Here is a 13,011-nt window from a genome sequence, read left to right as displayed (position 1 = left end):
CAAACTGGAGTGCCTGTTCATGAGCGCAGTCGATTTCGGCGCTTTCGTCGCGGATCTTGCGACGCAGTCCGGCCGGGCGATCCTGCCCTTCTTCCGGGCGCTGCACGCGACGGAGGACAAGTCGAGGGGCGGGGTGTTCGATCCCGTGACCGAGGGCGACCGTGCCGGCGAATCGGTGATGCGCCACATGATCAAGCGGCAATTCCCGGCCCATGGCGTGCTCGGCGAGGAATTCGGCAGCGAGAACACCGATGCGGAATATGTCTGGGTGCTCGATCCGATCGACGGGACACGCGCCTTCATCTCCGGCATTCCGGTCTGGGGCACGCTGATCGGGCTGACGCGCAACGGCGTGCCGGTCTACGGCATGATGCACCAGCCCTTCTCGGGCGAGCGCTATTCCGGCGACGGGCGCGAGGCGCGCTATGAGGGTCCGGGCGGGCCGAAGAAGCTGCGGACGCGGCCGACCACCGATCTCGCGACCGCGACGCTGATGACGACGACACCGGCCCTGTTCAAGGGCGCGGAGGCGAAGGCCTTCGCGCGCGTCGAGAAGGAAGTTCGGCTCTCGCGCTATGGCTGCGATTGCTACGCCTATTGCATGCTCGCGGCCGGCCATGTCGATCTCGTCATCGAGAGCGGCCTCAAGCCCTACGACATCGTCGCGCTGATCCCGATCATCGAGGGCGCCGGCGGCATCGTCACCTCATGGGACGGTGGCAGCGCTGCCGGGGGCGGGCGCATCCTCGCGGCCGGCAACAAGACGCTGCATGAGGCTGCCATGGCCCTGCTCGCCGGCTGAGCCAGGCAGCGACTGATCCTCGCCGGGGATGAAGGCGTCGAAGGCCGCCCAGAACTGGGCGCGAATCGCGTCGTTCTCCATCAGGATCTCGTGGCGCGCGGTGGGTAGCACCAGCGCCGAGCCGGTCTTGAGCCGTGCCGCGAAGCGCTCGATCGCGGGCGTCGAGACGACGGGGTCGCGGCCCGCCGCGATGATCAGCGTCGGCACCTTCACTTCCAGCGCGGCCGAAGGCGTGCCGAGGCGCGCCATCAGCCGGAAGGCGGTCCTGATCCAGGCGATGGTGGGGTCGCCGATGCTGAGTTCGCGCGCCGCAGCCGAAAGCGCGCTGTTGCGGGCATAGCGGGCGGGATCGCTGGTCAGGCGGTTGCCTTCGAAGGGCTTGGTCGCGATCGCGGTGTCGCCGCCGCCCGGAATGAAGGCGCGGCCGAAGCCGAGCCAGTAGAGCAGGCTCGCCAGGATTTTCGCCCGGCCGGGATGCGCGATCATCGCGATGCCCAGCATCGGCGCGAGCGCGACCATGCGCGCGACCGGCAGGGCATTCGAGCGGGCGGCGTCGAGGCAGAGCGCTGCACCCATCGAATGGGCGAGGACGAAATAGGGCGGCGGGAACTTGGCCTGCATCTCGGCCATGGCCAGCGCCAGATCGGCCTCGTAGTGCCTGAGCCGCCCTACATGGCCCTTGCGGATGCGCCGGACGAAACGCTGCGAGCCGCCCTGGCCGCGCCAGTCGAAGGCCAGCACATGGAAGCCGCGGCGGCGCAGCTCCGCGACGGTTTCGCTGTAGCGCTCGATGAATTCCGCTCGGCCCTGCACGAGGACGATGGTGCCGCGCACCGGCTTCACCGTCGGGCGCCAGCTGGCGAAGCGCAAGGCGGCGCCGTCCCGCGTCTTGGCGAGCCAGGTCTTGCCGTGCCCGGGAACGGGATAGTCCGGATCGGCGAAAAAGGTGGCCTCGGCCATAAAATGCTCCGCATCGCCACCGCGCCTTCAGACCGTGGCGGCCATGAGCGCAATATCCTGCACAGGATATCCTGCGAAAACATGTCGGTGCGCCGAAAAAGAAAACGCGAGCGCTGATTTCGGGCTTGCGAGAAAGGCTCTTGAAAAGCCCAAACGCCTCCCCAGATCAGGTCTGCGCAGGCCGGAACCGGATGCGCGAAAGCAACCAAGGTCCGCGCTCAGGCGAGGCGGGCCAATACCATTGTCGCTTCTTCGGAGGACATATCATGCGTCATTTCGATCTCTCCCCGCTCTATCGCTCGACCGTCGGCTTCGACCGTCTGTTCAATCTCCTCGACCAGGCGACGAGCAACGAATCCGCCCCGAGCTACCCGCCCTACAATATCGAGCGGACCGCCGAGAACGCCTACCGCATCACCATCGCGGTCGCGGGCTTCGGTGAGGGTGACCTCTCCATCGAGTCCAAGGAAAATGCGCTGACCGTCAAGGGCGAGAAGCAGCTCGTCGAGGGGGCCGAGAAGCGCGAGGTCCTGCATCAGGGCATCGCCGCGCGCGCCTTCGAGCGCCGCTTCCAGCTCGCCGATTACGTGCAGGTGACCGGCGCCAGCCTCGAGAACGGCCTGCTCCATATCGACCTCGTGCGCGAGATCCCCGAGGCCAAGAAGCCGCGCCAGATTCCGATCGGTAACGGTGGTTCGGCCAAGGTGCTCGAGGCCAAGGTCGCCAAGGCCGCGTAACCCAGGCGAAGCTTTCGATGAAAGCGAAAGGCTCCCGGAAACGGGAGCCTTTTTTGTTGGCGGTCAGTTCATCGGGGCGACCGGAGCGATCGGCGTCTCGGGCTTCCGCACCGATGGGGTCGGGTCGATGTTCTGCACCGGCGGGATCGACGAGGCTTCGGCGGCCGGCGCGGCGGTCGAGAGCGGCGGCTTGCGCTCGGTGCCCTCGGTATTCCTGACGTCGCTGGGATTGACGAGCTTCGGCTTGTCGGCGCCGGTCTCCGGATGGGTCGCGCCGGGCGAGGGCTCGGCCGGCTTGGCGGGCTGCGGCGGGACCGTAGCCGCCGGAGCGCTGGCCTGAGCTGGTGCCGTCTCCGCTGGCTTCACTGGTTCAGGCGCAGGTGGCGCGGCAGGCGAGGGCGGCGCGGTTGTCGCGGGGGCGCTTGCCTCGGCGGGGGGCTTCTCGACCGGTGGAACAGGTTCGGGCGTGGGCGGTGCGGTCGGGGATGGCGGCACGGTCGTCGCCGGGGCGCTGGCCTCGGCCGGGCCCTTGAACTCGGCCGGCCGTTCCGGTGGCTGGGGCACGAGGCGCTGGCGCGGCGCGGCATGCTCCTCGCGGGGATCGGCGCGGGCGACGCTGGGAGCGGCCTGGCCGCGCAAGGGGATGCGGCGGATCAATTCGCCGGCATAGGCGTCGAGGATGAGGCGCTGGCGCTGGCCATTGGGGGTGACCCCGTCGACGATATAGGTGTCGTCGCGCCGGACCGAACGCTCGATCCGGACAAGGCCGTAGCGGCGCGCGGCGATGCCACTGACCGAATAGGGCGAGACGGCAGCCGGCGCACGCGGCACCACGGCCGGCAGGCGCGGGGCATAGCCGTAATCGTAACGATAGCCATAGCCATAGCCATAGCCATAGGCCGGGTAAGGATCGTACCCGTCATAATAGTAGTATTGGGCGCTGGCGGTGCCCGCCATGCCGGCCATTGCGCCGGCCACGACCAAGCCCATCAGCGCGATGCGCCCCGGTGCGGTCGAACGATCTGCCATGCCAAATTCCCTTAACGACTGACTGTTCGGCACCTAGTCTTGTTAGGGATTGCGGCAGGTATGCGGCTGGAAACGGGGCACAAATGCGCCCGCTCAGCCGGCGATCGCGGCGACCAGGCGCTCGACGTCTCCCGCTTCCGTCGCGAAGGACATGACGAAGCGGCCGACGATCTCGCCATCCTTGAGTGGCGCTTCCGGAGGCAGCGACCGTGCCGACCAGTCGTAATAGCCGATGCCGGCCGCCTTCAGGCGCTCCTGCACGGCCGGCGGCAGGACGAGGAAGACCTCATTCGCCTGACAGGGCCAGGCGAGCCGGGCCTCGCTGCCCTGCGCGACCGAATCCGCCAGGCGCTTTGCCTGGGCATTGGCGTGGCGGGCGAGGTCGAGCCAGTGATCGTCGGCGAGCAGCCCCTCGAACTGGGCGCCGAGGACGCGGCCCTTCGAGAGCGTCTGGCCGGCACGCTTGCGGCGCCATTTCATCTCCTCGGCCTCGGCCGGGTCGAAGAAGATCACGGCTTCCGCCGCGAGCGCGCCGTTCTTGGTGCCGCCGAAGGAGAGCACGTCGACACCGGCCTTCCAGGTGATCTCGGCCGGCGTGCAGCCGAGCGTGACCAGCGCATTGGCGAAGCGGGCGCCGTCCATGTGAAGCTTGAGCCCGCGCGGCGTCACGGCCTCCTTCAGGGCGCGCACCTCGGCCGGCGTATAGATCGTGCCGCATTCGGTCGCCTGCGTGATGGTCAGCGCCTGCGCCTGGACCTGATGGAAATCCCCGGCGCGCAGATGCGAGAGCGCCTTCGTCACCGTCTCCGGCTTCAATTTGGCGCCGGTGCCGGGCAGGTCGACCAGCTTGGCGCCATTGGTGAAGAATTCCGGTGCGCCGCATTCGTCCTCGACGACATGCGCCTCCTCATGGGTGATGACCGCGCCCCAGGGCTTGACGATGCTGGCGAGCGCCAGCGCGTTCGCCGCGGTTCCGGTCAGCACGAGGAAGACCGCGACCTCGCGTTCGAAGATCGCGGCGAAGCGCTCCTCGACGCGGCGCGTCCACTCGTCCTTGCCATAGGGGGAGGCGGCGCCGGCATTGGCGGCGGCGAGCGCGGCCATGACGCGGGGGCTGGCGGCGGCGGTGTTGTCGCTGAAGAAATCCATGGCCTGAGCGTTATGCGGCGGGGGCTTCCCTGCCAAGCGATATGGGTGGAGAGGGGGCTTGCGCACCGCGCCGATCGAGCTCCGGTCATGCCGGCAAATCCGCTGGTCATCCCGGGCTTGGCCCGGGATCCATTCCGGAACGTCTCCGATCAGAGTTCCGGAATGGATCCCGGATCTCCGCTTCGCTGCGTCCGGGATGACCCGCGTTTTACCAAAAGCGCCTCATTCGACCGAACCACCGAAAAACAAGAACCGGGCTGCCAGAGTCAGGCTTTCGTTCCGGAAATGTCTGGTCAGGATTCGATTTTGCAATAAAATTTCGCTGCAGCGCGAAATCGGCGCTTGTGCGTAGATTGGAATTCTGGCAAGTTCATCGCAATAGGACAGTGTTGCTGTCCCATTTTTCACCGCGCCGACCAAAAGCTGCTCTAGCTCAAGGTCGCGCCGTCGCAACGGAGGCGAACATGACGAAGGGCCGGGCTACCAACGCCAAAGCCAATCGCACGCGCGCCGTCCGTAAAACGACGGCCTGAAGACAGGCGCGAACGGGCGAGGCACGCCCGAAGCGCCTGCGGAGGACGCGGGCGCGGTGGAAACAAAGCGCAAGCAGAGCCTCCAAAAAGACGACGGCCGGACCGCCTTGGCCCCATCCTTGCTGCCGACTTCCGGTCGGCTCCGAGGGCCGCAGCGGTCGGGATCATGGACTGACGGGTCTCCCTGCCGGCGTGAGCTCGCGGGGTTCTGGGAAGCGGGGTTTGACGATGAGCGTGACCAGCAAGTCGAGCGGCGCAGAGGCTTTCGAGCGTTTTCCGGCCGTGCGCGATCCGGCGATGCCGACGCATCAGGGCCTGTACGATCCCAATAACGAGAAAGACTCGTGCGGCGTCGGCTTCATTGCCGACATGAAGAACCGCAAGAGCCATGCGATCGTGCAGCAGGGCCTGCAGATCCTGCACAATATCGATCATCGCGGCGCGGTCGGTGCCGATCCGAAGCTCGGCGACGGCTGCGGCATCCTCGTCCAGATTCCCGACCAGTTCTTCCGCGAGGAGACCGCGCGGCTCGGCATCACCCTGCCGGCGCTGGGCTATTACGCCATCGGGCAGTTCTTCATGCCGCGCGATCCTGTCGCGCGGGCGATGTGCGAGGAGATCATCTCGCAGACCGTGGCGGAGGAGGGGCTCGTCTTCCTCGGATGGCGCGACGTGCCGGTCGACAACAGCGATCTCGGCCAGGCCGTGCTTGCGACCGAGCCGGTGCATCGCCAGCTCTTCGTCGGCCGCCCCGACGACATCACCGACGAGGACGAGTTCGAGCGGCAGGTCTATGTCCTCCGCAAGTCGGTCTCGAACAAGGTCTACAAGCATCAGGAGCGCAAGACGGCGGAATATTACCCCGTCTCGATGTCCTGCCGCACCATCGTCTACAAGGGCATGGTGCTGGTGAACCAGCTCGGCTCCTACTTCAAGGACCTGCAGGACGAGCGCTTCGTCAGCGCGCTTGCCCTCGTCCACCAGCGCTTCGCCACCAACACCTTCCCGTCCTGGCGCCTCGCCCATCCCTACCGGATGGTCGCGCATAACGGCGAGATCAACACGCTGCGCGGCAACGTCAACTGGATGGCGGCGCGGCAGGCGAGCGTCGATTCCGACCTGTTCGGCTCCGACATCTCGAAGCTCTGGCCGATCTCCTATGAGGGGCAATCGGACACCGCCTGCTTCGACAACGCGCTCGAATTCCTGGTGCAGGGCGGCTACTCGCTTGCTCACGCCATGATGATGCTCGTGCCGGAGGCGTGGAATGGCAACCCGCTGATGAACGAGGAGCGGCGCGCTTTCTACGAGTACCATGCGGCACTGATGGAGCCCTGGGACGGGCCGGCCGCGATCGCCTTCACCGACGGGCGCCAGATCGGCGCCACGCTCGACCGCAACGGCCTGCGCCCCGCGCGCTATCTCGTCACGGATGACGGGCTCGTGGTGCTCGCCTCGGAATTCGGCGTGCTGCCGATTCCGGAGGAGAAGATCGTCGAGAAGTGGCGCCTCCAGCCCGGCAAGATGCTCCTGATCGATCTCGAACAGGGCCGCATCATCGGCGATGACGAGATCAAGACCTCGCTCTGCCTTGCCAACCCCTACAAGGATTGGCTGAAGCGCACCCAGATCGTGCTTGAGGATCTGCCGCCGGTCGAGGCGCGGGCCTCGCGCACCGATGTGCCGTTGCTCGATCGCCAGCAATCCTTCGGCTACACCACCGAGGATGTTCGCCTGCTGATGGCGCCGATGGCGGTGACCGGGCAGGAAGCCGTGGGCTCGATGGGCACGGACACGCCGATCTCGGCGCTCTCGCTCAAGTCGAAGCTGCTCTACACCTATTTCAAGCAGAACTTCGCGCAGGTGACGAACCCGCCGATCGACCCGATCCGCGAGGAGCTGGTGATGAGCCTGCTCTCCTTCATCGGGCCGCGTCCGAACATCCTCGACCTGGAAGGCACCTCGCGGCGCAAGCGCCTGGAGGTCCGCACCCCGATCCTGACGAATGACGATCTCGAGAAGATCCGCTGCATCGGCCATTACGAGGATCGCTTCGACACCAAGACGATCGACTTCACCTATCCGGCGCGCGAGGGCGCTGCCGGCATGGACGGTGCCGTGGCGCGGCTCTGCGAGCGTGCCGAGGCCGCGGTTCATGGTGGCTACAACATCATCATCCTGTCCGACCGGCAGGTCGGGCCGGACCGCATTCCGATCCCGGCGCTGCTGGCGACGGCGGCGGTGCACCATCACCTGATCCGCAAGGGGCTGCGCACCTCGGTCGGCCTCGTCGTCGAATCCGGCGAGCCGCGCGAGATCCACCATTTCTGCTGTCTCGCCGGCTACGGCGCCGAGGCGATCAACCCCTATCTTGCCTTCGACACCCTGCTCGACCAGCATGAGCAGGGCGCCTTCCCCGAGGAGGTCGATGCCGACGAGGTGGTGAAGCGCTACATCAAGTCGGTCGGCAAAGGCGTGCTCAAGGTGATGTCCAAGATGGGCATCTCGACCTACCAGTCCTATTGCGGCGCGCAGATCTTCGATGCCGTCGGCCTGAAGAGCGCCTTCGTCGACAAGTTCTTCTTCGGCACCGGCACGGCGATCGAGGGCGTCGGCCTCGACGAGATCGCCGAGGAGAGCCTGCGTCGGCATCGCGACGCCTTCGGCGACTCGCCGCTCTACCGCAACAGCCTCGATATCGGCGGCGAGTACATGTACCGCGTCCGCGGCGAGGACCATGTCTGGAAGCCGGATGTCGTCGCCTCCTTGCAGCATGCGGTGCGCCTCAACGCGCAGGATCGCTACGAGGAATTCGCGCAGCAGGTGAACGACGACGCGCAGCGGCTCAGCACCATCCGCGGCCTGTTCAAGGTCAAGATGGCCACCGATAACGGCCGCGCGCCGGTGCCGCTGGAGAGCGTCGAATCCGCTGCCGATATCGTGAAGCGCTTCGCCACAGGAGCGATGTCCTTCGGCTCGATCTCGCGCGAGGCGCATGAGACGCTCGCCATCGCGATGAACCAGATCGGCGGCAAGTCGAATACGGGCGAGGGCGGCGAGGAATCGATCCGCTTCCGGCCGATGCCGGATGGCCGCTCCAAGCGCTCGGCGATCAAGCAGATCGCGTCCGGCCGCTTCGGCGTCACCACCGAATATCTCGTCAACTCCGACGTGATGCAGATCAAGGTGGCGCAGGGTGCCAAGCCCGGCGAGGGCGGCCAGTTGCCCGGTCACAAGGTCGATGCCAAGATCGCCCGGACCCGGCATTCGACGCCGGGCGTCGGCCTGATCTCGCCGCCGCCGCATCACGACATCTATTCGATCGAGGATCTGGCGCAGCTGATCTTCGACCTGAAGAACGTCAATCCGTCGGCCGATGTCTCGGTGAAGCTCGTCTCCGAGATCGGCGTCGGCACGGTCGCCGCAGGCGTCGCCAAGTCGCGCGCCGACCACATCACCATCTCCGGCTTCGAGGGCGGCACGGGCGCAAGCCCCCTGACCTCGCTGAAGCATGCCGGCTCGCCCTGGGAGATCGGGCTGGCCGAGACGCAGCAGACGCTGGTGCTGAACCAGCTGCGCGGCCGCGTGGCCTTGCAAGTCGATGGCGGTCTGCGCACGGGCCGGGACGTCATCATCGGTGCGCTGCTCGGCGCCGACGAGTTCGGCTTCTCGACCGCGCCGTTGATCGCGGCCGGCTGCATCATGATGCGCAAGTGCCATCTCAACACCTGCCCGGTCGGCGTCGCGACGCAGGACCCGGTGCTGCGCAAGCGCTTCAAGGGCCTGCCCGAGCATGTCGTGAACTACTTCTTCTTCGTGGCCGAGGATGTCCGCCGGATCATGGCGGAGATGGGCTTCACCAAGATCGAGGAGATCGTCGGCCGCTCGGACCTGCTCGACAAGCGCGACGCGATCGAACACTGGAAGGCGAACGGCCTCGACTTCACCAAGCTCTTCCACAAGGTCGACCTGCCGGGCGTGGCGATCCGCCATGTCGAGTTGCAGAAGCACCCGATCGACACCGTGCTCGACCGCCAGCTGCTCGCAGAGACGACCGACGCGATCGAGACCGGCACCCCGGTCGTGATCGAGAAACCGGTCGGCAATGTCGATCGCAGCACGGGCGCGATGCTCTCGGGCGCCGTCGCCAAGAAGTACGGCCATGCCGGCCTGCCGGAGGACACGATCACGGTGAAGCTCAAGGGCACCTCCGGCCAGAGCTTCGCGGCCTTCCTCGCGGCCGGCGTCACGGTCGAGCTTACAGGCCAGGCCAACGACTACGTGGCCAAGGGTCTGTCCGGCGGCAAGGTCATCGTGAAGCCTGACCCGGCGACCAAGGCCGTGGCCGAGCGCTCGATCATCGTCGGCAACACCGTGCTCTACGGCGCGATCGCGGGCGAGGCCTATTTCAGGGGCGTCGCGGGCGAGCGCTTCGCGGTGCGCAATTCCGGCGCCATCGCGGTGGTGGAGGGCACGGGCGACCATGGCTGCGAGTACATGACCGGCGGCGTCGTCGCGGTCATCGGCCAGACCGGGCGCAATTTCGCGGCCGGCATGTCGGGCGGCATCGCCTATGTGCTGGACGAGGACGGCACCTTCAAGTCGCGCTGCAACCTCTCGATGGTCGATCTCGAACCGGTCGAGGAGGAGGAGGACCTGATGGAGCGCCTGCACCATCACGGCGGCGATCTCGAACATAAGGGCCGGATCGACATGACCAACATGTCGGGCCACGATGAAGAGCGCCTGATGCAGATGCTGACGAACCATGTCGACTACACCGGCTCGGAGCGCGCCCGCACCATCCTCGACAACTGGGCGGATTACCGCACCAAGTTCGTCAAGGTGATGCCGGTCGAGTACCGCCGCGCGCTGCGCGAGATGGAACAGGCCCGCACCTTGCAGGCTGCGGAATAAGCGAACGCCACCCCGCCGGGGCCAGCTTGCGCCCCGGCATCTCGATCAAGTCAAGGCACGCGCACGGGGACGTACCCGCGCACACGGCGAGAGAAACGGCATGGGCAAGGTCACGGGCTTTCTCGAATTCGACCGGCAAGAGCAGAAGTATCAGCTCGCCGGCGACCGCATTCGCCACTTCCGCGAGTTTACGCTTCCCTTGGAGGAGCGCGACGTCAAGAAGCAGGCGGCGCGCTGCATGGATTGCGGCATCCCGTTCTGCCACGGGCCGACCGGCTGCCCGGTCCATAACCAGATTCCGGACTGGAACGAACTGGTCTATTCCGGCGGCTGGGAGGATGCTCTGCGCAACCTCCATTCCACCAACAACTTCCCGGAATTCACCGGCCGCATCTGCCCGGCGCCTTGCGAGGAAGCCTGCACGCTCAACCTCGAAAACATGCCGGTGACGATCAAGACGATCGAGCAGGCGATTGCCGACAAGGGCTGGGAAGAGGGCTGGATCGCGCCGGAAATCCCGGCCAAGCGCACCGGCAAGCGCATCGCCATCGTCGGCTCAGGGCCGGCCGGCATGGCCGCGGCGCAGCAGCTCGCCCGCGTCGGGCATGATGTCCATCTCTATGAGCGCGAGGCCAAGGCCGGCGGCCTGCTGCGCTACGGCATCCCCGACTTCAAGATGGAGAAGAAGCATATCGACCGCCGGGTGAAGCAGATGGAGGCGGAAGGCGTGACCTTCCACTACAACGCCAATATCGGCGTGAACCTGCCCTTCGCCACGCTGATGGCCGAGCATGACGCGGTGCTGATGACGGGCGGGGCGGAAGCGCCGCGCGACCCCGGCCTGCCGGACACCAACCTCGCCGGCGTCCACTACGCGATGCCGTACCTGACCCAGCAGAACAAGCGCGTCGGCGGCGAGGACGTCTCGGCGCTGGAGCCGATCAGCGCAGCCGGCAAGCATGTCGTCGTGGTCGGCGGTGGCGATACGGCGTCCGACTGCGTCGGCACCGCCTTCCGGCAGGGCGCGCTCTCGGTGACGCAGCTCGACATCCGGCCGATGGCGCCGGAGCTGGAGGACAAGCTTACCGTCTGGCCGTATTGGCCGACCAAGTTCCGCACCTCGTCCTCGCAGGCCGAGGGCGCCGAGCGCGAGTTCCAGGCGGCGACGCTCGGGCTCGAAGGCCGTAACGGCAAGCTCACCGGCGTGAAATGCGCCCGCGTCGACGAGAAGCGCAAGCCCATCCCCGGCACCGAGTTCGTGCTCCAGGCCGATCTCTGCTTCCTCGCCATCGGCTTCGCCGGCTCGGTGATCGAGGGCATGATCGCGCAGTCGGGCGCGGCGGTGGACAAGCGCGCCAACGTCGTCGCCAACGACCGCGACTACAAGACCAATGTCGGAAAGGTCTTCGTCGCCGGCGACATGCGTCGCGGCCAGTCGCTGGTGGTCTGGGCGATCCGCGAGGGCCGCCAGGCGGCCCATGCGATCGACAAGGAACTGATGGGCGCGACGATCCTGCCGGTGTGAGCGCTCCTGGCAGGGAGAGCCGCGCCCGAATGGGCTTTGGCATGCGGCAGGTCTGCCTCAATTTTTGGCAGTCCTTCGCAGGCGCGAATAATTAACTTGACCGGCATGTGGAATGCGGGTGCAAGACAGGTCGCAGACCCTGGCCCGGCTCCGTTCCATGAAATCGGTTATCTTCACCACCGAGGGCGTACCGAAGGCGCAACAGCTCGACGCCTGGCGCGGTTGGTTCGATTCCGTCTTCGACATCGAGATCGATGATCCCCGGCAAGGTTTCTCCGCGACGAGCGAAACCTGGGATCTCGGCGGCTTCGGGCTGACCCGGGTCCGTGCCCCCAAGCTGCGGGCGCTGCGGACCGCGAGCCTCGTCCGGCGCAACCCCATCGACCATTGGGGCGTCGCCTTCGGTTACCAGAGGACCTTGGGCGAATCCGGCAGGCAAGGCGTCCTCGACGTGCCGGCCAACACGCCTTACGTGGCTTCCTTCGGCCGTCCGCTCGTCAGCCAGCGCGACGCGGACGAGCGCTTGCAGCTCTATTTGCCACGCGACGGCTTTCCTGAGCTGTCGGCTGTTTTCGAGGCGGTCGAGGGCCGCCCTCTCGGCGGCCAGATGGGCCAGCTCCTGAGCGAATTCATCGCCCTGATGGCGCGCACCGCCACGGCTTTCTCGGAACCGAATCTGGACGAACTGCAAACCGCGGTTCGCGGGATGCTGCTCGCCTGCGTCGCGCCATCGGCCGATCACAGCGCCATCGCCGAGGCGCCGCTTGCCGCGACGCGCAAGGAGGTCGTCCGGCGGCTGATCGACCTCAACTTGAACAACCCCGCCCTGGGGCCCGATTTTCTGTGCCGGGAGGCCGGCATGTCGCGCTCGCAGCTTTATCGCCTGTTCGAGAGCGAAGGCGGCGTGGCGCATTACGTCCAGCGGCGGCGCCTGAGGCGGTGCTTCAACGAGCTGTCGCGGAACCCGGAAGGACGCTCCGTGGCGGCGATTGCCGAGGAGATCGGCTTCTCGGACCCATCGAGCTTCAGTCGGTCCTTCCGCAGGGAATTCGGCCTGGCGCCCCGGGAGGTGATGTATAGCCGGCTGTCAGGCGCGCCCGTCGAGGCTGCCCTGGCGAAGGCGCGGGCTTCCGAAGCGCCCAATCTGGATGACCTCCTCCGGCAGATCGTGCGGGACTAGAGTTCTCGTGGCGCGCGCCCTGTTCAACCGCGCCGACTTGGCTATGATCGCCACCATGGAATCGAACCAGAAGGGGAAGCAGGCGCCGCGCCGCCGCTTCCATTGCCGCACCCGCGGACCTGTCAGCGCCCCGCGCTTCACCTCGCGGGGCTGACCGGGAGCGCATTGCCGTCTCATCG

At 66.8% G+C, this 13,011-nt stretch carries 8 protein-coding genes; 5 read left to right on the top strand and 3 right to left on the bottom strand.

Features of this window, described 5'->3' with window-relative positions:
* Positions 1-19: 19 nt before the first annotated feature.
* Complete coding sequence (hisN, locus tag NUV79_RS20910; RefSeq protein WP_257735000.1) at positions 20-802, top strand: histidinol-phosphatase; 783 nt, start codon at positions 20-22, stop codon at positions 800-802.
* Here the strand turns inward: hisN and NUV79_RS20905 are convergent.
* Positions 707-1,762, bottom strand: coding sequence for an alpha/beta fold hydrolase (locus tag NUV79_RS20905; protein ID WP_257734999.1), 1,056 nt, complete (start codon positions 1,760-1,762; stop codon positions 707-709). The two genes, hisN and NUV79_RS20905, sit on opposite strands and share 96 nt — an antisense overlap.
* Before the next feature lie 266 nt (positions 1,763-2,028).
* Between NUV79_RS20905 and NUV79_RS20900 the strand changes: the two genes are divergently transcribed.
* A complete protein-coding gene (locus tag NUV79_RS20900) occupies positions 2,029-2,499 on the top strand; it encodes an Hsp20 family protein (RefSeq protein ID WP_257734998.1) in 471 nt (156 codons plus the stop codon).
* A 63-nt stretch (positions 2,500-2,562) separates the two neighbouring features.
* Here the strand turns inward: NUV79_RS20900 and NUV79_RS25285 are convergent, their stop codons facing one another.
* Together NUV79_RS25285 and NUV79_RS20890 are read right to left on the bottom strand one after the other, a co-directional pair.
* Entirely contained in the window at positions 2,563-3,528 is a 966-nt protein-coding gene (locus NUV79_RS25285; protein ID WP_308218229.1) for a hypothetical protein, read from the bottom strand.
* 93 nt (positions 3,529-3,621) lie between these two features.
* On the bottom strand, positions 3,622-4,677 hold the full coding sequence (locus tag NUV79_RS20890; protein WP_257734997.1) for a threonine aldolase family protein: 1,056 nt from the start codon (positions 4,675-4,677) through the stop codon (positions 3,622-3,624).
* A gap of 761 nt (positions 4,678-5,438) precedes the next feature.
* Here NUV79_RS20890 and gltB point away from each other — a divergent pair.
* From gltB to NUV79_RS20875, 3 genes are all read left to right on the top strand, one after another.
* Entirely contained in the window at positions 5,439-10,127 is a 4,689-nt protein-coding gene (gene gltB / locus NUV79_RS20885) for a glutamate synthase large subunit (protein WP_257734996.1), read from the top strand.
* Positions 10,128-10,227: 100 nt separating this feature from the next.
* On the top strand, positions 10,228-11,652 hold the full coding sequence (locus NUV79_RS20880; RefSeq protein WP_257734995.1) for a glutamate synthase subunit beta: 1,425 nt from the start codon (positions 10,228-10,230) through the stop codon (positions 11,650-11,652).
* 112 nt (positions 11,653-11,764) lie between these two features.
* Positions 11,765-12,832 carry a helix-turn-helix domain-containing protein gene (locus NUV79_RS20875; RefSeq protein WP_257734994.1) on the top strand — a complete coding sequence of 356 codons (1,068 nt, stop codon included), beginning with the start codon at positions 11,765-11,767 and terminating at the stop codon, positions 12,830-12,832.
* The last annotated feature ends 179 nt before the right edge of the window (positions 12,833-13,011 follow it).

Source organism: Allobosea sp. 47.2.35, from assembly GCF_024655635.1.
Lineage (GTDB): Bacteria > Pseudomonadota > Alphaproteobacteria > Rhizobiales > Beijerinckiaceae > Allobosea.
This window is presented reverse-complemented; position numbering and strand designations above follow the sequence as displayed.